This is a genomic window from Streptomyces colonosanans, assembly GCF_001866645.1.
GTDB lineage: Bacteria > Actinomycetota > Actinomycetes > Streptomycetales > Streptomycetaceae > Streptomyces > Streptomyces colonosanans.
The window spans coordinates 29,642-48,839 of record NZ_MLYP01000008.1 but is presented as its reverse complement, the minus strand read 5'-3'; the positions used below and the strand labels follow the sequence as shown (position 1 = coordinate 48,839).

Below are 19,198 nucleotides of genomic sequence, written 5' to 3'. Positions count from 1 at the left end.
GCGCTGGCCGAAGCGACAGTCGCCCGGGTAAGGGGAGCAGGCGGGGGGCAGCGAGGTTGCCGGCCGTTCGGCGGGCCGCGCTGACGTGCGGGGTGCGAGCGATGGGGGTCCCCCTGTTCGAGCGCAGTCGAGAACTTGGGGGAGGGTGTGCGACGACTCGTGCGGCGCACTGGGCGCGTGGCTGCGCCGAACGGTGGCGGGAGGCGAAGTCGGCCGGCAAAGCCGTGCCGGTCTGCGACAGTTCCTCTCCTGTGCTGCTCTCAGCGTGGAGAGGCTCTTCGTCTTGTCGCTGCACCGCAGCCTGCCCGCGGCGGCCAGTTACACCGCCGCCGCGAGTTCCGCTCTCGCATCGTGCTCCATCGCCCGCTCGGTCCACACCGCCTCCACAGCACACACCTCCCCACAACCGCTCGCCTCCCTCACCCCACGGCGTCCGCTCGGCTTCGCGTCCGCGCCCACCCGCGGCGGCGATAGGGTCCGCCCTGTGAGCGAGTACCAGTACTACGAGTTCCAGGCCCTCGATCGACCGCTGAGCCGCGAGGAGCAGGAGCAGCTGCGGGCCATCTCCACGCGTGCCCGGATCACGGCCACCAGCTTCACCAACACCTACAACTGGGGCGACTTGAGCGGCAGTCCACGCCGCATGGTCGAGAGCTACTTCGACGCCCACCTGTACGTCACGAACTGGGGCACCCACCGGCTGATGCTGCGTCTGCCCAAGGAAGCCCTGACCTTGCCCACGGTGAAGCCGTACTGCCTCGACCACCACGTCGACGCCTGGACCACCCGCACCCACCTCCTGCTCGACCTCACCAGCGAGGACGAGGGCGGCGATTGGGTCGAGGACGCCGACGACTCCCTGGCTGCCCTCATCGGCGTACGCGACGAACTCGCCACCGGCGACCTGCGCCCTCTCTACCTCGCCTGGCTCTCCGCGCTCACCGCCTGGGAACTCGAAGACGACGAAGAAGAGGAGTACCAGACCTGCCCCGAGCCGCCCGTCCCCGCCGGGCTCGGCGAACTGACCGCACCGCAGCGCGCGCTCGCGGACTTCCTGCGCGTAGATGACGACCTGCTGACAGTAGCGGCCCAGGCCAGTCCCACCGCGCCCAAGGAGCCGGCCAAACCCACGAAGAAGGAACTCGCCCCGCTGATCGCCGCCCTCCCACAGAAGGAAAAAGACGCTCTGCTGCTGCGGCTCGCCCTCGGCCCGGAAACCGGGTTGCGCACCGAACTCCTGCACCGCCTGCGCGGCACCGCAGCCCCCACCACGGTCCCCGGGCGCCGATCAGCGGCCCACCTCCTGGACGCCGCCCACACACGGCGCAGCGAACGCCGACAGCGCGCCGAACGCGAACGAGACGCAGCTCGCAACCAGCACCTGACCGCCCTCGCAGGCGAGGCCGAACACATCTGGCAGCAGGTCGAGGCACACATCGCCACCAAGAAGACCAACGCCTACGACCAGGCCGTCACCCTCCTCGTGGAACTACGCGACGCGTACGTCCACACCGGCCGGAGCACGGACTTCCGACAACGCCTCACCAACCTGCGCGAGGACTACCAGCGCCGCCCCAGCCTCATCCACCGCCTCGACCACCACGGCCTCCGGTAACACCCCACTCCCCTGCCTGCAGGCTTCCGTCCCGAAACCACCGCGCGGTTGAGCATCCGGGACGCCCCGAGGACATGGTCGAGAGAGTGGCCTTCCTCGCAGGACCGGCGCGCTGGGCAAACGGCCAGGTACTTGTTCCGCAACGGTGGTCTTGCCTGAACTGAATCCTTCCCGATCACACAGCAATCACAAAACCGCTGGTCACGCGGCTCTGGTCAAACCTCAGAGGATCTGCACCCTTTTCGGATTACAGGAAAGCAGCATCCCACGTTCAGCACGTTCGACTTGCCTCGCAAAGAGTGAGGGCCAAGACTCGGTGTTGAACGTGCGCATCACGCCTGGTCACCGATGTCTTCAGGTGACGCTACATCAGGACAAAGTGATGGCTCGCACCCCTCCGACCTGCAGGAACGTGAACCTCCGGCTGTAATGCCAGTCAATTGATCGGGTAACTCGAATGCAGGCCCCTCAAAGAAGGGTTAGGGCATCAGAAAGTGAACATAACAAGCACCGTTAGGGTGGTCGCTAGTGTGGCATTCGCTCTGATGGGCGTGCCAGCCACCGCCTCGCCAGGAACAGCTGCTGCCAGGGATGTCGGTACAGAGAAGCTATACCTGACGTTCACCGGAGCCGCGCAGTACGGGTATCCGTTTAAATCAAAGAAGCCGGGGGACGAATTCGGCGGCAGCGGGAAAGTTAGCGAGAGGAACACCAAAGTAGGCGACGGAAAGTTCTCGTACTACTGCAAAATCACTGCTGTCAGTACCGCCCCCAACACGCTCACCAGCATCTGTCACGCTGCGCTGGACCTTCCCAAAAAAGGTCAGATCATACTGGAGGCACTGGCCACCCAAAAGGCTGGCACTTCGGGTTTCCGGATGGCGGTCACGGGTGGAACAAACGACTACGAATCTGTAAGGGGTCATGCTGACTTCACTGAAAAACCATCACCCGCGAGAATCGCCGTCTCTCTGGTCCATCCAGTAAAGACGCCGGCGGTAGCGCCCGGCGTGGCAGCACCTCGCTGACCGGTACTGTCAAGTACTGCAGCCGGAGTTCGGCTTGCCTCGCCTGGTGAGGTTGCGGAAGATCGCCATCGCGCGGGGCGCGTTTCCGGTGCGGACCGGATGGATTGATCAGTATCGAATCTCGACGAGGCGCCCTTCTGCATCAAGCTCGGGCACCTCCGGAACCCGGTTCGCTGTCCCGAGCGCGATCCGGTGCGCCGACCAGGCCGCGGCTGCGGCGTCAAGCACGTCATCCACGGGAATGCGGTCTGCCTCACCAAGCTCGTCCGGGAGCACGAGGCCGGCCTCGGCCAGCAGGGAGCGGCGCAGGGCCTGGCCGCGCCAGGTTTTCTTGGCGTAAACCAGCGGCACTCCGTCGGCCAAGGCGTAGAAGGACACCTCGGGGTGCGCCTCGTGGATCCGCTCATCGGCGAGCCAACACGCCCGCGCCTCAAGCAGCTTCGGTCTCAGTGCCCACGTCTGCTGGCTCAGCCGATTGCCGGTGAGCTCCTGGCATCGGCCTGCGGCCGCCCTGTAGTCCTGCTCCTGCCACGCCATCCTTGGCGCTACGGGGAAAACGCTGCTGCGCCGCACCCCGAGCAGCGCCCTGGCCGCGAGATCTGCGGCACGCCATCCCTTCTCGACCAGGCCCAACGGCATGTCCACCGCGATCGCATCCACCTCGGCGGCGCGCTCGATCAGCCTCTCGAGCCGGGGATCCACCAGGCTGCCCGCGTACGCGCCGTCCGTGAGTCTGATCCCGACCCACCCCTGCTTACCACAGGCATCGACCCCAAGGACGTCCATCCCACCCCTCCCCTCGCGCGCAAGCCCGAGCCGCAACGTAGCAGCACCCACGGTCCCACGCCGCCCGCCGCCATTCCCATCTGTCTGTGCCCTGCCGGGGACGCGCACCTGCGACCTCTGCCAACGCTCTACCGGTTCAGCCGGACGACAGTCTGGATCACCAGCAGCCCGCCCCCGATCGGCGAGTCTCCCTGTTCCCACGCCCAGAGTCCCCCGCCTGGGGCACCCTGTATGAGGTGCCCCAAGACCCCGACACCAGCGGAAACGCTGAGGCCGAGGTCTTCGCGTATGTGCAGGCGTATGCCGCTGGAAGCGGCCCTATGACGCCCTCTGTGGATTATTCGCGGACGGGATCTTGAGGCATCTGCCCTGGTCGGACCGCGGAACGGCGAAGGCCCCGGCCGGATCCAGGGGCCCGGAGGCTAGCGCTGGGCGCAGTCACTCGTCGTCGCGCAACAACTCTTCTACTTTGCCGTTGGCGCTCTCCTGCCGACCGTCAATCGCCACAACCACATGCAGTCCGAGGCGACCGATGCGGTCGCTGAGCGTCAGCCCGTCATCGTCCCTCCCTCAGACGACGCTCGGCGAGGCGTTGCACCGTCCAAGTGGACTACCACGGTGCTGTAAAAGCGATGTACCGCGTCGTCGACGCTGCGAATGAACCCGGACTCCGCATTGCCACGGCTGCTTCCCATGCCCTTGAAGAGGGATAGACGGAAGCCTTCGATTTGGGCGCCGTTCCCCTTGGGTAGCATGTCGGCCGGCTCGGGGCGGAGGCGTTCCAGCGTTCCCCGTGGGCCTCCTGTTTCCCCTTCGATGAGGGTTTCGATGTGGAGATCCGCCGGCGCCTCGGTCAAGCGTCGGACGAGCCGCTTCGCCCACGCCAGGGGGTAACCCTGCTCGGGTGCGGGGATCTGGATGGAGGTGCGGAGCTTGCCTGTACGCAGGTCTGCGCTGATCGCCAGGACCCCGGGCGTTCCCTCGATGCGCAACTCCGCTTGGAGCTTCCCGTCGAGACAGAGCTGATCGGCGAGGCGGTCTCGGAGTGCCTTCGGATCGTTTCCGCGCTTGGCGCGTTGGACAGGCAGTACTTTCTGCCCCAGTTCGCCGCCCAGCCGGAGGCAGACCTGGCGAATGAGCCGCTCCCAGCTCTCCACGACCTCCAGTGCGCGTGGGTCTCCCTGACAGAGGGTTTCGTCGTCGATTCCGTTGCGTACCGGAACCCAGGCCGGGCCCATGTTCTGGAAGCCGTGGCAGCCGGAGTTCTCGTGCTGCAAGTAGTGCAGCAGTTCCTGGAGGAGCCAGGCGTGCGCCGCGTTGCCGACACCCTCGTGCCGGATCAACATCTGGGCCTGATGGGCGACTTCCGCCCATGAGAGGTGCCAGAGAGCAACCTTGTGCTTGCGCCGTCCGTCGATCCTCACTTCGACGAGTGGGCTGCCCTCCAAGGCGACGTCGTTCGACAGAGTGATCACGGCTTCGTAGCCACGGCGCGCAGCGATGTCCATGTAGGCCTGCACCTGTTCGGCCTTGAGCGCATTGCCATTGGTCTTCGTCTCAACCAGCACGGTCCACAGCTTGCCGGCGCGCTCGACACGGATCACTCCGTCGGGGCGCCGCGGGCTGTCACCGTGCGGAAGGGTGACCTCGGTGAAGGTCTCCATACGGCCGGCCGGCGCCCCGAACGCGGCGGTGAGTCTCCTGCCGAACTCTGGTACCTGCGCCATCACCGACAGCAGCACCGAGGTGGCACGCATTTCACGGTCCCGGTCACTCTTGAGTACCGATACCGGGAAGAGTCTGGCCTCTTTCCACGACTCGTTCTCCGCCAGCGTTTTCTTGGCCGCCTTGGGTAGGGTGACCTTCTTCTTCGCGGTACGAGGTCGTGTGGTCGGCTTCCTCGGCTCGACCTCGTCGTCAGGCCGACGAGGAGCGGGGACGGCCCCCAGCGCCCCCTGTGGCGTCGGTACGTCGGTCGACGCCGGTGTCGTCGTGTCCGCCTGATCGTCGATGCCGGCGTTGTCCTGTGCTTCCTCTGCCGCCGCGTCGTCCTCGATGTCTACGCCGAAGTCCGTGGCCAGACCGGCGAGACCCGTGTCGTAGCCCTGACCGACGGCGCGGAACTTCCACTCTTCCCCACGCCGGTACAGCTCGCCGAAGATGATCGCGCTCACCGAGTCGGCGTCGTCGATGGCGAAGCGAAGGAGTTCGTCACCACCCCCGTCCGCCAACGACAGCTTCACGCCCTCCAATTCTCCGAAGCGAGCACCCTCGTACCGGCTAGCAGCCACGACGATGCGGTCGACCTCGGACGGGACCGCGGTCAAGTCGAAGCTGATCCGGTCCTCACTTCCGTCTGCCGCCGGAGTCTTGCCCAGAAGTTGCACACTCCCGTCGGCGGCAACCGGGTTGTTGTAGAAGTAGAAATCGGTGTCGCTGCGGACCTTGCCATTCGCGTCCAGCAGCAGGACGGACACATCGGCATCCCCCTCGCCGGTCGGGCTCCCCCAGCCCAGACTGACGATCACCGAAGCGACGTTCTCGCTCAGGGCTGACAGGGGTACATTCGAGCCCTTGACCATTTCGCGCATAAAGCCCCCCAAAACGACGCAACTCGAGCACGAGAACACCCCCCACCCCAGCTGTCCGATGCGCAGCACTATGTGACCAGCCGCACACAGATGACTGTAGTGCCCACAGGGCGCGATCGCAGGAGTCGCGGAGAATCTGTGGAGCATTCATGGAGATGGTCTTGAGGTATCCGCCCTGGTGAGCTCAGTAAATGGGAGGGCCCCCAGACGAGTTCAGGGGCCCGGAGGCTAGCGCCGAGCACGGTCACTCGTACTCGCGCAGCAGCTCATCAATCTTGCGGTTGGCGACCTCCTGCCTGCCGTCGATGCACTTGACATGGCGGCAGAACCTCAACGCTGTTGCCCGCCCGCTCGGCGACCTCAGTTGCATCCACCCCAGAGTTGAGCCACGTCGACAGCGCCGAGTGCCTGAGGTCGTACGGCCGGGCAGCCGGCGGTGGAGCAACCGCGGCCGGCGACAGGGCGAGCGCCCGGGCTTCCTGCCAGACGCGGGCGTGGACGTCGAGCGCGACTCCACGTCCCGCCGTCAAGTGGCCGGAGAACGTCAGCTGAGAGAGCTTTGGTCAAGATCCGGATCCCTTATGTATCCCGTTCAGGAAAGACGCTGGATCATTGGGCGCGTCCTGCCTCACAGTGGCGCCATGAGCAATCACTCCGAAGCGCCTGTCGCGCCCGTCGAGGCCTTTGAACCCCCCTACTACGTCGCTGTCTTCACTGCGGTGCGAACCGAGGACCAGAGCGGCTACAGCGAGACCAACGCACGCATGGAAGACCTGGTGAAGGACGTCCCTGGGTACCTGGGGATGGACCATGCGCAGACTCCTGATGGGCTGGGCATCACCGTCGGGTACTTCCGCGACGCCGACGCCCTCACGGAGTGGCGGAGCAACGCTGAGCACCGCGCGGCGCAAAAGCGCGGGCAAGTCGAGTGGTACCGGAGCTACACGCTGCATGTGGCGAAAGTGGAGCGGAGTCACGGGTTCAAGCGAGCGTAGGTGCCCGCAGAGCCCGACAGCGGTCTGCCCAGCCGAGGCCACCTCGGCGACCGTCCCGCCACAAGCTCGCATCGAGCGGGTCGGCGTGCCCCTCGCGTGTCCGATCGAGCGGGAGACCGCGGGAACGACGGTCAGTCACGGGCACCGCGAACGGAAACGGCCTCCGACCAAACGTGCTGGTCGGAGGCCGTCCACCTGCGGAGGGTGTGGGATTTGAACCCACGGTGACGTTGCCGCCACGTCCGTGTTGGCCCCGTCGGCGGTGGTCGGTGGTTGTGGCGCTGATTTCAGGGCAGTTGGTCGTAGGTGCACCAGTTGCTCACGTCCAACATGTCTTTCGGTGTATAGGGGTAGCTCGCGGGGAGGGCGAGGGTGTCGCCGATCCGCTCACCGGCATATGTATCCGGGGCTGTCATGTCCGGGGTGTAGATCCGGCCGTATCGTTGCAGCCAGCTCTCCCAGGTCCGGTCCACGTTGCAGTGGTGCAGGAAGAAAACCGGGTCGTTGGGGGAGCTCATGGGGAGCATGTCTCCGCCCGTCCACAGGTGAACCTGATTGTGCGTCCAGGGCCGCGTCGCTGGACGCCAGCCTTCGAGCCGGCTGCGGAAGCCGTCCGAGTTGACGCTGAAGTCGATGACGTCGTACCGGTCTTCCGGTCTGGGGTTGGGGTTGTCTGGCGCGAATTCGAGGGCCGCTTTCACGTCCGCGCTGGTCGGCAGGGTCGCCCAGCCTTCCGGCCACGGGCGAGCAAACTCCCGGACCAGACCCCGCCCCCGGCCGTTCCCGGCCTGGGACGGCTGCCCGTCGGAGCCGGTTTCGATGCGGACGGTGAAGTTGTTCGGGTCGTTCGGGAAGAAGCCGAACGGCCCGTCGGAGACGGGGTTGCCTTGCCCGCCCATGTACCCGGGCGTCCAGATCGGGGCATCGGTCGGCGAGCCGTCGTCGCCGTCGGCCGACCAGTCCCAGTACGGCAGCGCAAAGCTGCTGTCTCCGAGTATCCGTTGAATGTTGTACTCCAGGAGGATGAGCATCAACCGGTGCCACGGCAGAAAGACCGGCCCCCGGTGGGCGTAGTTGCGCAGCATCGGGTCGCCGTTCCGCGGAATGGGGAACATTCCCGCCCGGATGTGCCAGATCACGAACAGGTCGTACGTGTACACCGGGTTTACCGGGCCCGGGATGCCGAAGCTGTTGGTGGTGCGCCCGGTCGACTCCTTCTTGAGCAGGCCGACGCCCGTGATGTATTTCTTCGCCGCGTTCTGGTCGTGCAGGATGTTTCTCCGGACCAAGGCCATCTCAGCCGCCTCCTCCGAAGTGGTCGGGATAGGTGGACATCAGTGCCCGGACGGCGTCCAGCGCCGAGGTGAACTGGTGATAGGGCAGGGCGGGGCTGTACAGCATGCCGCTGTCAGCCACGTGCAGCTGGGCCGTCACCGGTGTCCCGTCCACGACGACGTCGTAGGTGGTGGTGACCGTGATCCGCTGCCCCTGGTGCTCCGTCGTGCGGACGGAAGGCGCCGGGCCCGACGTCTGCTCTCCAGCCGGCCGGGCCAATTCGGCCAGGTAGCGTCCGAGTGTGTCGGGCGCGGCGGCAGCAGCGACTTCTTCCGGGTCGATGGCTGTCATGACGGACTCCCTGATGATGATGGATCGGAGGGCAGGGGGAGTGTGGGCATCCCTCCATTTCCACCATCCTCGGCCCGGCCCTGGCTGTCCACTGGGCCATTTGGTCAAGAGACTTGCCAGCCTGTAGGCGGCTTCCATCCGCGGGCCCGATCGCCCTTTGCACCTTCCACGGGACAACGGCCGATCCTGACGGGCACGGTGCTTCGCGTCGATCGCGCGAGCCTGCGCTTCCTTGACGCCGCAGCGCTGGGCGCCTTCCTGACCGAGGCGGGCTTTGAGATCGAGGCGCAACACAGTGACGGGCACCGCGAATCCGTGACCGATGGCAGCCGGGAGATCATCAAGATTGCTCGCCCGGGAGGCCGCAGACTCGGTGATCAATTCCAACCAGGATTTCCAGGCCGCACGAGCCGCCAACCGCCGGCTGATCACCCGGCTCAACCGGCTCAACACCACGCGCCCGGCAGACGCGTGACGTTGGCCTCGGCAGGGCTATGAGCGCGTCGCCTCGTGGTCGGGGAGTGCGGCCGGGGTGGTCCTGGTTGCCGGGCGCATGGTCGGAATCAGCACAGCCAGCCCGGCGAAGATGACCGCGGCGACGACGCCCGTGACGTGCAGGCTGGCGGTGAATGCCTCCCGCGCGGTGTGCAGCAGTTCCGCGCCCTGGCCGGCGGGAAGGTGCCGGCTGGCGGCGACCGCGCCGGCCAGGGAGTCCGACGTGCCGTCCATCCGGCTGCGGTAGACCACCGCGGCCACCACGCCGAGCAGCGCGAAGCCAAGAGAGCCGCCGATGTAGTTGCCGGTCTCCGACATCGACGCCGCCGAGCCGGCTCGCTCTGGCGCCACCGACCCGACCACCAGCCCGGTGCCCAGCGCGAAGAGCGGTCCTGTGCCCAGCGCAAGTACGGTGATGCCGGTCATCACCAGCGGCAGGGCGCGCGCCCCGGCGACGCCGACCAGCAGCAGGCCGCCCAGCGCCGACACAGCCAGGCCTCCGGCGATCGCGGTCGTCTGCGTCATCCGCCTGGCCAGCGCCGGCGCGGCCATAGTGCCGACCGCCACGCCCAGGCCCATGGGGGCAAACAGCAGCGCCGACGCGGCCGGCGAGTAGCCCAGCACGTTCTGCAGATACTGGGTCACCAGCAGGCCCGTCCCGGCCATGGCGATGCCGGCGAAGACCAGTGCGACGAGCACGGCCGTGAACGGGCGACTGTGCAGCAGTCGCAGGTCCAGCAGCGGCGTGGAAAGCCGCAGCTGCCGGCGCACGAATGCCACACCGGTCGCTGCGCCGACGGCGAGAGCGACGGCCGGCACGAACGGCGCGCTCTCGACGGCCAGTTGCTTGATGCCGTAGATCATCAGCAGTACCGCTGCGAGCGACATGCCGACGCTGACCGGCTCCAGCCGCCCGGCATGGTCGCTGCGGAACTCCGGCAGCAGGACCGGTCCGGCGATCAGCAACAACGCCATCGCCGGCACCGATACCAGGAACACCGACCCCCACCAGAAGTACTGGAGCAGGAACCCGCCGAGCACGGGTCCGATCGCGCCGCCGACGAACTGGCAGGTCGCCCACATCGCGATCGCCTTCCCGCGCTGGCGTTCGTCGCGGAACATGTTGGTGATCAACGCCAGGGTCGACGGCGCCAGCGTCGCCCCGGCAACGCCCAGCAGTGCACGCACGACGATCAGCATCAGCGGGTCGACCGCGAACGCGCTCACGACCGACAGCACAGCGAACGCCGCCGCGCCGATCATCAGCAGCCGGCGGCGGCCGATCCGGTCGCCGAGCGTCCCCATCGTGATGACCAGGCCGGCCACCATGAATCCGTAGCTGTCACTGATCCACAGCTGCTCGACGTTGTCCGCCCCCAGGTCGGCGCTCAGCCGCGGGAGTGCGAGGAGCAGCGCCGTCGTGTCCAACGCGACGAGGAAGGTCGGCAGCATGAGGAGAATCAGCCCCAGCCACGCCCGGTTGACTCGCATCCGAACCTCTCTGTTCTCTTGACGTTTCGCCCGTTGGTCGGAGCGGCGGAGAGGTTCTTGACATCGGACTCGTGTGGAGTCTTTCGGCGGACGATGTCAAGACGGCAGCGGCGGCTCCGACCACCAGGCGAAGGGCCCTGCCGGGGCTCGCGAACCATGAGGAGTACGACATGCAGTTCCTTATCAGCCTGCACATCAACCCGGCCGTGCTGGACGCGCTGACCGACGCCGAGAAGGCGGCGATCGGCGAAGGCCACGGCAGGTTCATCCAGTCGCTGAAGCAGTCCGGCGAGCTGATCACCACGCAGGCCCTCGTCGACCCGTCACAGGCCGCCGTGGTGAGCGTGCGCAACGGCCAGCCGGTGGTCACTGACGGCCCCTTCCTGGAGGCCAAGGAGCACCTGGGTGGCTTCTACCTGGTCGACTGCGAGGACAAGGACCGGGCGATCGAGCTGGCCACGCAGATCCCGGACGCCGCGATCGACGGGCTGGGCGTCGAGGTGCGGCAGGTCATGTTCGCTGACGGACACTTGGAAGCATGACCGCACCGAACATCGAGGACCTGCTGCGTGAGCTCACGCCGCAGGTCCTCGGCGCGCTGGTACGACGACACGGCCAGTTCGAGGACTGCGAGGACGCTGTGCAGGAAGCCGTCCTCGCCGCCACCGTCCAGTGGCCCGCCGAGGGAGTGCCGAACAACCCGCGCGGCTGGCTGGCGACGGTCGCCTCCCGTCGGCTCATCGACCGGATGCGCAGCGACCACGCCCGCCGCGAACGGGAGGCCGCGACCGCCATGGAGGCCCCGCCCGCCGAGGTGCCGGACACCGACGACACGCTCGTACTGTTGTTCCTGTGCTGCCATCCGAAGCTGACCGCAGCCTCCCAGACCGCCCTGACGCTACGGGCGGTCGGCGGCCTGACCACCGCCGAGATCGCCCACGCGTTCCTGGTGCCGGAGGCCACGATGGCGGCAAGGATCAGTCGGGCCAAGCAACGCATCAAGGCCGCCGGCAGCACGTTCACCCTGCCGGACGGTGCGGTGCTCGAGGAGCGGCTACGGGTCGTCCTGCACGTGCTCTACCTGATCTTCAACGAGGGCTACACCGCCTCCTCGGGCAGCCACCTGCACCGCGCCGACCTCGCGCACGAGGCGATCCGGCTGACCAGGACGGTGCACGCGCAGCTGCCCGAGGACAGCGAGGTGACCGGTCTGCTCGCGCTGATGCTGCTGACCCACGCCCGTCGCAAGGCACGTACGACAGCGTCCGGCGACCTGGTGCCGCTGGACGAGCAGGACCGCAGCAAGTGGGACCGCGCGCTGATCGACGAGGGCACCGAGCTGGTCAAGGCGTCGCTGGCCGGCCCGGCTCTGGGGCCTTACCAGCTGCAGGCCGGCATCGCCGCCACACACGCTGACGCGGACACGGCCGAGGAGACCAACTGGCCACAGGTGCACGCCCTTTACCTGATCCTGGAACGGATCGCGCCCAACCCGATGGTCACCCTCAACCGCGCGATCGCGCTCGCCGAGACCGAGGGCCCTCAGGCCGGGCTCACCCTGCTGTCCACGTTGGACAGCGACGACCGGATGGCCGGGCATCACCGGCTGCTGTCTGTACGGGCGCATCTGCTGGAGAAGACCGGCGACGCGGCGGGGGCGTACGAGCACTACCGGCGCGCCGCGAAGTCCACCGCCAGCCTCGCCGAGCAACGCTACCTGGAGTCCCGGGCCAGCCGAGTGACACGCCTTGCACCACAGGCGTTGCGATCGATACAGCGCTGAGTCACTGCCACTGAGCTGCGAGGACTCCGTTGCGAGTCCGCCTCAGGATCGGCGGCCTCCAAAGAAGCCTCCCTCTGCGTGAGGATCCACCACGACGGCGCAGCTCATACCGCTACGGCACAGAGGTGCGTGCCGTTCCCGGTCTTGCTCGACACCGAGTACGAGGAGGAGGCACCGCCGCCGACGCCGGAGCTCGAGTACATCCAGTACGCGGGTGATACTTCGCCTTGCGATGCTCCCCCACGGTCTGAAGGGCGTGGGAGGTGCCCCCAGCACCGGACGCCGCGAGCTTTCCGGCAAGCCTTTCCGGCCACAGCACCAGCGGAGCAATATGCATCGAACAGCCCCCTCGGAGTGATCTCCGAGGGGGCTGTTTCGTGTCCCGGGGTACAAACGGGGGACGGCGCGTCAGGCGGCGTTCTCGGCCGCACCCGGGGGACAGAAGGCAAGCCACGGTAAAGCTGGCGGCCGCCTTCGCCATCTTGATCAGGTTCGGAGGGCTTGGGCGTCTGCATCTCCGCCGGTGGGCCCTCGAGGAACCGGGTGCGGTCGGCCGGTGCTCATCGCCGGCTCCTCTGCCTTCGTGGCTCTCCCGCGACCCGGCGCAGCGTTCAGTACTGCTCGGTCTCCGTGAAACCCGTACTCGCGTTGTCGTCCGCGTCGAAGACGGCGGCGGTCGGGTCGAATCCGGGCGGGCTGTCCTTCAGGGCCAGGCCCAGGCCGGCCAGCTTCGCCTTGACCTCGTCGATGGACTTCGCACCGAAGTTGCGGATGTCCAGCAGGTCGGCCTCGGAGCGCGCCAGGAGCTCACCCACCGAGTGGACGCCCTCACGCTTGAGGCAGTTGTAGGAGCGGACCGTGAGCTCCAGCTCCTCGATCGGCAGCGCGAGGTCGGCGGCCAGGGCGGCGTCCGTCGGGGACGGGCCCATGTCGATGCCCTCGGCGTCGATGTTGAGTTCGCGGGCCAGACCGAACAGCTCCACCAGGGTCTTACCGGCGGACGCCATGGCGTCACGCGGACGCATGGCCTGCTTGGTCTCGACGTCGACGATCAGCTTGTCGAAGTCGGTGCGCTGCTCGACACGGGTCGCCTCGACCTTGTAGGTGACCTTGAGAACCGGCGAGTAGATGGAGTCGACCGGAACACGGCCGATCTCCTGGCCCGCCTGCTTGTTCTGCACGGCGGAGACGTAACCGCGACCGCGCTCGACGGTCAGCTCCATCTCCAGCTTGCCCTTGCCGTTGAGCGTGGCGAGGACCAGGTCGGGGTTGTGCACCTCGACACCGGCCGGGGGCGCGATGTCGGCGGCCGTGACCAGACCCGGGCCCTGCTTGCGCAGGTACATCACGACCGGCTCGTCGTGCTCGGAGGAGACGACCAGTTGCTTGAGGTTGAGGATCAGGTCGGTGACGTCCTCCTTGACGCCCGGCACGGTGGTGAACTCGTGCAGAACGCCGTCGATGCGGATGGACGTGACCGCCGCACCCGGGATCGAGGAGAGGAGCGTACGACGAAGGGAGTTGCCGAGGGTGTAGCCGAAGCCCGGCTCCAGTGGCTCGATCACGAACCGGGAGCGGAACTCGTCGACGACCTCTTCGGTCAGTGAGGGACGCTGAGCAATCAGCACGAGGTATTGCCTCCAGTGTTTGGCGCCCGCTATGTGACGCCGTAGACACCACGAAGGGTACGGGCGATTCAGCCTCCTATGCGTCCGAACCGCCCGACCCCGCCCGTCTGCCGGCCGATCGGCAGGCTCAGCTCTTGCTGGAGTGGAGTCCAACGATCAGCTACTCCTGCCCCTGAGAGTCGGCCACCGGCGCAGTTCGTAGGTGCATACTGGGGACGATGACAAAGCCTGCTGCACCGAAGCGTCATTTGCCAACCAGCCCCTTCAAGGCCCCGGTCACGCCGCCTCCCAAGCACTTCGCCGTGGGCGACCAGGTCACACACGACGTGTATGGCCTCGGCCGGGTCATCGGCATCGAGGATGGAATCGCGGCGCTCGTGGATTTCGGCTCGGCGCAAATGCGGATCTTGAGCCCGTACGCCAAGATGACCAAGCTGTAGAACCGCTGTGCCCGGTCACGGCACGCCAGGGCCCTTCGGGGACCGGTAACGAAAAGGAGACCTCTCATCGATCCGACGTCGCTGTTCTCTGCCCTGGAAGGGCAACCCCGCCGTGCTGCTGCAGCATCGCCGCCTCCGACGACAAACCCCTTCCAGGCCCCGGACTTCGGGGAGGAGGAGATCTTCCTGCTCGAGGATGTACAGGGGCCCGCCTCGGGCATGCGTGCCGCGCAACCCAAGGCAGCTTAGCTCCCACGCGTGCGGTGGTTTCGGCAGTCGGCCGCGGATCGTCTCCGTTTCCTTCCACGCCACCGCCATGCGAGAGACAGATCTTCGAGCCCTCAACCGGTCCGGCACCAGACGTTCCACCATCGTCATCACGATCACTGCCGTAGGTGCCAAGTCAGCTGCAACGACCTCTGAACGCCTGGGCGTGCAGGCGGTCTTGTGATGTTCTGCTCCGGTGGATGGTGTTCTCTCAGCCTTGATCGCGATCGTCGGAACGCTGCTGGGCTCTACTGTGACGCATGCCTTCCAGCGCAATGCGTCTGCACACGACCGAGTGTTCGCAGCCCAACAGCAACTCCGCTCGGATCGGATGACCGTGTACAGCGACTTCGCCGGAGCGCTGACAGAGTTCCGGCGCGGCCAGCAAGATCGCTGGCACCGCCGGAACGAGGATCCGGACAGCTCCGTGTCCTTCGAAGCTCGCACAGAGGCATACCGGCTCCGCGGGATCGCCCTCCACGCGCTGTTCCGAGTCCAGCTCATATCAAGCACTCAGAGGCTGATCGACGCCGCACAAGATGCCTACGACCTGACGTCCGCGATGCCCAAGGCCGCCGACAGGGCGGAGCTGAGTGCGCGCGGCGCACAGGCACGAGAGGCCTTGGAGCAGTTCATCAAGCTCGCTGCCTCTGACGTGCAGTAACGCCGGGGAAGCCCCGGAGCGCTCTGGGGGCCGGCCGTATCCCGTTGATAGAATCCGGCCTTCTGCGTTCAGTACTGCGGCAGCGTCGCAGTGGCCTTGTGGCCGGCCTCGATCTGCGTGATCCGCTCGGCGAACATCCTTGCCCCCTGGGTCAGCATCGGCTCACTCGCGCCGCCCTCTACGAACGTGGTGGCGACCACTGTGCCAACCCGCATGGTGACGTATTCACCCTGCAGGCCTCCCCCGCTCATGGTGTAGGCCCGGCTCTCGTTTCCGAAGGTCGGCTTCGACAAAGCAGGGTTGCTGCCTGCTTCGCGCTTCATCCCGTCCCTCGCATCCTGCGCGCTGCTGTAAGTGGTGATCTCGAAGTTGGCGTAGTGCGTAGCCCCGGACAGAGCGTACTTGGCGCTACCGAACCACTTGCCCTTGCACTCTTGCACGCTTGGACAGTCGAGGTGCCCGTCTGCGGTATTGACGTAAGCGCTGACGGCCTCCAGGCCCCCCATAGCCCCAGGGTCCGGAAGGGCGCTCTTGACCTGGTCCTCGTTCAGTACCGTGGCCGAGTCGGGCACGGTGGGCGCTGACTTCGGGGTGTGGCTGCCGCTCGTGCCTTTGTGCCCGCCGCTTCCTCCGGAACTACTGACGTCGTCTCCACCGCATGCCGTGAGCGTGCCCCACAAGACACCGACCACAGCGGTCGTTGCTACCGCGAGACGCGTCCTCGACACAGTCGTTCCTGCCACGTTCAGTTCTCCCCGTCAGCGATCAACTTGGCGTGCTGATCATAGAGTTGCTCACGGATTGCTGTCCGGACCCGCGTCGACAGAGCAACGACGAGGCCCCTGGACGCGATGCCAGGGGCCTCGGTGGCGGGCAGGGGCGTCTACTCGTACGCGCGCAGCAGGTCCTCGACACGTCGGTCGGCGACGTCGTGCCGTCCGTCACGGCACTTCACGTAGCGGGTCGGCGGAGCCTCGAGGCAGTTGTGCCGGGGGCCCTCTACCGGATGCGGTGGGTCTTCCAGAAGGAGGTCAGGTCCTTGTCGGTCATGGACTGGGCGGTTTTCTTGAAGTCGGCGGTGGTGGAGATGCCGTACCAGTGGTCGCGGGCGTAGCGCTTGAGGAGGCGTGCCATGGTGTCGGCGCCGAGGGTGCGTTCCAGGTCTGCCAGGGCGCAGGGGCCGGCGGAGTAGACGAGGTGGTATGTGCCGCGATGGTTCGCCCAGTAGTCCATCGAGCTGGTGAGCGCGGCGTTCCGGTCGGGCCACTCGTCCGGGTCCCAACAGTCGTTGGTGTCCAAGCCGTAGAAGCGGTAGTTGGCGTACTGGGCGAAGCTCTCGTCCAGCCAGGGCGCACGGTATTGGTCGTTGCCGACGATGCCGTACCACCACTGGTGGGCCACTTCGTGGACAACGGCGCTGCCCTCCTCTTCGGTGCCGAGCAGGACCAGGCCGGGGTATTCCATGCCGCCGCCGAACTGCGGGGTCATCACCAGGTCGAGTTCGCCGTAGGGATAGCGGCCGTACTCCGTGCTGAACCGGTCGACGGCGGCGGCGCCGTCCTGGCGGGTGATGCGCACGCCCTCGGCAGGCGTGTCGGGTGCCCAGTACGATCTGACCCGCACGCCGCCGGGCGTGGTCTGGGCCGCGGTACGGAACGGGCCCGCCGCCCACGCGAAGTCCCTTACGCGGTGAGCGACGCTGTGCGTGACGGTGCGCCCCGGCGTACCGGGGCTGGTGCGGGTGCGGCCGGTCGCCGGGACCTTGAGGGCTGACGGGTGGTCGAGCGTGACCTGGAAGTCGCCGGCCAGGGTGTAGGAGCTCTCGCCGGGCGCCACGTACGGATCGAGGTGCCATCCCGTCGCGTCGTGCACGGCGAGCACGGGCAGCGCGTTGCCGAGGAAACGGAAGGCGCCCTCGCTGCCGAAGCGGTCGTTGCGCTCGGGCACGGTGAGGGACACGTCGAAGGAGACGGCCGTGCGCCGGCCCTGCTCGAGAGGTGCGGGCAGGGTGATGCGCAGCGCGGTGCAGTCCACGCTGAGCGGGCCCGCCGTGCCGCCGCGCACCCGGGACACGGTGACGGGGGAAGGGCTGCCGGGAGTGCCGCAGGCGTCCATGCCGTTGCCCCAAAGCCGCAGGTACACCTCGCGCAAGGGCTGGTTGGAGGCGTTGCGGAAGGACACGCGCTGCCGGCCCTTCCAGTGGGTGCCGTCGGCGTCGGCGCGCAGGGTCACGTCGTAGCGCGGGTGATCGGGTGTCGCGGCCTGGGCGCTGTTCACTGCGGCCGTGGGTTTGGGGGCGGCGTCGGCACCGGCGCCGGTGCCGGCTGCGACGAGCAGCGCGAGCAGGGCAACGAGCAGGCGACGAGGGGACGTTGACGGCCATGCGGGCGGGGAAGGCATGGCAGCGGATCATGCCACGGCGCTTCCGGCATGCGCCCCCGTGTGCGGGAAGTGAACAGGCCTGTTCCGTTTGCAGGTCAGGAAACCGGGCGATAGGCGAGGCAAAGCACGCAGGCTACTGACCTGCGCACCCCTGACAGAAACCAGATAGCGGCAGTGGAGCAGAATTCACTCAATGCGCGGCAACGTCCCGCTGATAGCGTGTGGTGTTCGATGTGCATGGCCGACAGCGCCTGCGACCAACTGAGGTGGGGGCCACGATGAGCGGCATATGGACCAGTGAAAAGATACGTCTGCGGGGTGTCGAGCCGGAGGACTGGGAAGGCTTTCGAGCCCTGGCTCAGAACACCGTCGACGTCCGCAACGCCGACCTGGTCGAGCCTCCACGCTCAGACGAGAGTTTTCGTTCCTGGACCGCCGAGCGTGCTGGGCGTCCGCCAGGAGGCGAAGCGTTCCGGCTGGTGGTCGAGGTGCTGGCCGACGGCGCGTTCGCAGGGTCTGTGACAGTCGGCGAGACCGACAGCCGTGCTGGGCGATTCAAGACGGGCATCGAGATCACCCGCGACCACCGCCGCAGAGGATATGCGGCCGAGGCCACCGAACTGATCCTCACCTACATGTTCGCCGAGCAGCGCTACAACAAGTGCGAAGTAGAGGTCTACGCGTTCAACGACGCCTCCCTCGCCCTCTACCACAAGCTGGGCTTCGTCGAGGAGGGACGGCTTCGCCGGCATGAATTCTTCGCCGGCAGCTACCACGACGTCGCGCTGCTCGGCATCACCGCTGCCGAATACTGGGCCACTCACCAGCTTCCATCGGTGCGGTGACCTCCACCATCGTCTGCGTGCGGCGAGCAAGAGAACCGGGTCACCGTGAGTCGCGCCTGTCAGGGACGCAACTGCAGGGATCCGGGGCCACCGAGCTGTCGGCATCCGGCAACGGTTCCGGCGTGACGAGGCTCTCCAGAGCTTTCCGAACACAAAAAAGCCCCGACGATCAGATCGTCGGGGCGGATCAGTTACTTCTCAATGAAATCTATCGAGAACTTGGTCCGCAATTACATCATCAACACCGAAGAATTTGAGGATCTCCAGACCGATCCGAAGTCCCCAGTATACGCCTTGTATAGTGATTCGCTTTACGGGTGCTGTTTGACTTGTGGTATTCGACTGCGTAACAGGGGCGCCGGATTCCTCCGGCCCGGTATGCGCTAGATCATGTCGACCTCCTTCTCTTGTTCTCGGCTGCTCGTTGCGATGCTGTGCTGTGTTGTTGTGCTCACCTTGCATTGCCATGAGGGCCCTCCTCTGTCTCGGCACCACTGGTTGTGGAGCCTGGTCTGGGAGGTGCCGCTCGCGAGGGGGCTTCCTGCATGGACTGCCCACATCA

The 19,198-nt window shown here is 66.7% G+C and carries 17 protein-coding genes and 1 pseudogene; 9 read left to right on the top strand and 9 right to left on the bottom strand.

What is annotated here, in order from left to right:
* Window positions 1-484 precede the first annotated feature (484 nt).
* Both BIV24_RS04030 and BIV24_RS33790 read left to right on the top strand, forming a co-directional pair.
* Window positions 485-1,615, top strand: a complete 1,131-nt coding sequence (locus BIV24_RS04030; protein WP_071364823.1) for a hypothetical protein — start codon at window positions 485-487, stop codon at window positions 1,613-1,615.
* A 530-nt stretch (window positions 1,616-2,145) separates the two neighbouring features.
* Window positions 2,146-2,643 carry a hypothetical protein gene (locus BIV24_RS33790; protein ID WP_177198615.1) on the top strand — a complete coding sequence of 166 codons (498 nt, stop codon included), beginning with the start codon at window positions 2,146-2,148 and terminating at the stop codon, window positions 2,641-2,643.
* Between the two features lie 108 nt (window positions 2,644-2,751).
* On the opposite strand, the gene BIV24_RS04025 is transcribed toward BIV24_RS33790, so the two are convergent.
* From BIV24_RS04025 to BIV24_RS36180, 3 genes and pseudogenes are all read right to left on the bottom strand, one after another.
* Entirely contained in the window at window positions 2,752-3,429 is a 678-nt protein-coding gene (locus BIV24_RS04025; protein WP_071364732.1) for a DUF429 domain-containing protein, read from the bottom strand.
* A 548-nt stretch (window positions 3,430-3,977) separates the two neighbouring features.
* Entirely contained in the window at window positions 3,978-6,020 is a 2,043-nt protein-coding gene (locus BIV24_RS04020; protein WP_071364731.1) for a TerD family protein, read from the bottom strand.
* A 244-nt stretch (window positions 6,021-6,264) separates the two neighbouring features.
* A pseudogene (locus BIV24_RS36180) lies at window positions 6,265-6,514 on the bottom strand (tyrosine-type recombinase/integrase); the annotation flags it as partial.
* Window positions 6,515-6,661: 147 nt separating this feature from the next.
* On the opposite strand from BIV24_RS36180, the gene BIV24_RS04015 reads away from it, so the two are divergent.
* On the top strand, window positions 6,662-7,015 hold the full coding sequence (locus BIV24_RS04015) for an antibiotic biosynthesis monooxygenase family protein (RefSeq protein WP_071364730.1): 354 nt from the start codon (window positions 6,662-6,664) through the stop codon (window positions 7,013-7,015).
* A gap of 287 nt (window positions 7,016-7,302) precedes the next feature.
* Here the strand turns inward: BIV24_RS04015 and BIV24_RS04010 are convergent, their stop codons facing one another.
* From BIV24_RS04010 to BIV24_RS04000, 3 genes are all read right to left on the bottom strand, one after another.
* A complete protein-coding gene (locus BIV24_RS04010) occupies window positions 7,303-8,310 on the bottom strand; it encodes a tyrosinase family protein (protein ID WP_071364729.1) in 1,008 nt (335 codons plus the stop codon).
* Window position 8,311: 1 nt separating this feature from the next.
* A complete protein-coding gene (locus tag BIV24_RS04005) occupies window positions 8,312-8,641 on the bottom strand; it encodes a hypothetical protein (RefSeq protein WP_071364728.1) in 330 nt (109 codons plus the stop codon).
* Between the two features lie 492 nt (window positions 8,642-9,133).
* Complete coding sequence (locus BIV24_RS04000; RefSeq protein ID WP_071364727.1) at window positions 9,134-10,627, bottom strand: MFS transporter; 1,494 nt, start codon at window positions 10,625-10,627, stop codon at window positions 9,134-9,136.
* A gap of 170 nt (window positions 10,628-10,797) precedes the next feature.
* Between BIV24_RS04000 and BIV24_RS03995 the strand changes: the two genes are divergently transcribed.
* Together BIV24_RS03995 and BIV24_RS03990 are read left to right on the top strand one after the other, a co-directional pair.
* A complete protein-coding gene (locus BIV24_RS03995; RefSeq protein WP_071364726.1) occupies window positions 10,798-11,169 on the top strand; it encodes a YciI family protein in 372 nt (123 codons plus the stop codon).
* The gene (locus tag BIV24_RS03990; RefSeq protein ID WP_071364725.1) at window positions 11,166-12,410 is read left to right on the top strand and encodes an RNA polymerase sigma factor; all 1,245 of its coding nucleotides are present in this window, start codon (window positions 11,166-11,168) and stop codon (window positions 12,408-12,410) included. The genes BIV24_RS03995 and BIV24_RS03990 overlap by 4 nt, the downstream gene beginning before the upstream one ends.
* A 611-nt stretch (window positions 12,411-13,021) precedes the next feature.
* Here the strand turns inward: BIV24_RS03990 and BIV24_RS03985 are convergent.
* Window positions 13,022-14,038, bottom strand: coding sequence for a DNA-directed RNA polymerase subunit alpha (locus BIV24_RS03985; RefSeq protein ID WP_071364724.1), 1,017 nt, complete (start codon window positions 14,036-14,038; stop codon window positions 13,022-13,024).
* A 218-nt stretch (window positions 14,039-14,256) separates the two neighbouring features.
* Between BIV24_RS03985 and BIV24_RS03980 the strand changes: the two genes are divergently transcribed.
* Both BIV24_RS03980 and BIV24_RS03975 read left to right on the top strand, forming a co-directional pair.
* A complete protein-coding gene (locus tag BIV24_RS03980) occupies window positions 14,257-14,478 on the top strand; it encodes a hypothetical protein (protein WP_071364723.1) in 222 nt (73 codons plus the stop codon).
* A 484-nt stretch (window positions 14,479-14,962) separates the two neighbouring features.
* The gene (locus BIV24_RS03975) at window positions 14,963-15,409 is read left to right on the top strand and encodes a hypothetical protein (protein ID WP_245766660.1); all 447 of its coding nucleotides are present in this window, start codon (window positions 14,963-14,965) and stop codon (window positions 15,407-15,409) included.
* A gap of 68 nt (window positions 15,410-15,477) precedes the next feature.
* Here the strand turns inward: BIV24_RS03975 and BIV24_RS35015 are convergent, their stop codons facing one another.
* Complete coding sequence (locus BIV24_RS35015) at window positions 15,478-15,915, bottom strand: hypothetical protein (protein WP_245766659.1); 438 nt, start codon at window positions 15,913-15,915, stop codon at window positions 15,478-15,480.
* 493 nt (window positions 15,916-16,408) lie between these two features.
* Window positions 16,409-17,809, bottom strand: a complete 1,401-nt coding sequence (locus BIV24_RS03965; RefSeq protein WP_071364720.1) for a M1 family metallopeptidase — start codon at window positions 17,807-17,809, stop codon at window positions 16,409-16,411.
* Window positions 17,810-18,069: 260 nt separating this feature from the next.
* On the opposite strand from BIV24_RS03965, the gene BIV24_RS03960 reads away from it, so the two are divergent.
* Window positions 18,070-18,636 carry a GNAT family N-acetyltransferase gene (locus BIV24_RS03960; protein WP_071364719.1) on the top strand — a complete coding sequence of 189 codons (567 nt, stop codon included), beginning with the start codon at window positions 18,070-18,072 and terminating at the stop codon, window positions 18,634-18,636.
* Window positions 18,633-18,893 (top strand): hypothetical protein, encoded by a 261-nt coding sequence (locus BIV24_RS33785; RefSeq protein ID WP_143064557.1) that lies wholly within the window; start codon window positions 18,633-18,635, stop codon window positions 18,891-18,893. The genes BIV24_RS03960 and BIV24_RS33785 overlap by 4 nt, the downstream gene beginning before the upstream one ends.
* The last annotated feature ends 305 nt before the right edge of the window (window positions 18,894-19,198 follow it).

What these genes read in the sequence shown, in the direction of transcription:
- BIV24_RS04025 (WP_071364732.1), bottom strand. Translation starts at nt 3,429, where the DNA reads ATGGACGTCCTTGGGGTCGATGCCTGTGGTAAGCAGGGGTGGGTCGGG.
- BIV24_RS04020 (WP_071364731.1), bottom strand. Translation starts at nt 6,020, where the DNA reads ATGCGCGAAATGGTCAAGGGCTCGAATGTACCCCTGTCAGCCCTGAGC.
- BIV24_RS04015 (WP_071364730.1), top strand. Translation starts at nt 6,662, where the DNA reads ATGAGCAATCACTCCGAAGCGCCTGTCGCGCCCGTCGAGGCCTTTGAA.
- BIV24_RS04010 (WP_071364729.1), bottom strand. Translation starts at nt 8,310, where the DNA reads ATGGCCTTGGTCCGGAGAAACATCCTGCACGACCAGAACGCGGCGAAG.
- BIV24_RS04005 (WP_071364728.1), bottom strand. Translation starts at nt 8,641, where the DNA reads ATGACAGCCATCGACCCGGAAGAAGTCGCTGCTGCCGCCGCGCCCGAC.
- BIV24_RS04000 (WP_071364727.1), bottom strand. Translation starts at nt 10,627, where the DNA reads ATGCGAGTCAACCGGGCGTGGCTGGGGCTGATTCTCCTCATGCTGCCG.
- BIV24_RS03995 (WP_071364726.1), top strand. Translation starts at nt 10,798, where the DNA reads ATGCAGTTCCTTATCAGCCTGCACATCAACCCGGCCGTGCTGGACGCG.
- BIV24_RS03990 (WP_071364725.1), top strand. Translation starts at nt 11,166, where the DNA reads ATGACCGCACCGAACATCGAGGACCTGCTGCGTGAGCTCACGCCGCAG.
- BIV24_RS03980 (WP_071364723.1), top strand. Translation starts at nt 14,257, where the DNA reads ATGACAAAGCCTGCTGCACCGAAGCGTCATTTGCCAACCAGCCCCTTC.
- BIV24_RS35015 (WP_245766659.1), bottom strand. Translation starts at nt 15,915, where the DNA reads ATGGGGGGCCTGGAGGCCGTCAGCGCTTACGTCAATACCGCAGACGGG.
- BIV24_RS03965 (WP_071364720.1), bottom strand. Translation starts at nt 17,809, where the DNA reads ATGCCTTCCCCGCCCGCATGGCCGTCAACGTCCCCTCGTCGCCTGCTC.
- BIV24_RS03960 (WP_071364719.1), top strand. Translation starts at nt 18,070, where the DNA reads ATGAGCGGCATATGGACCAGTGAAAAGATACGTCTGCGGGGTGTCGAG.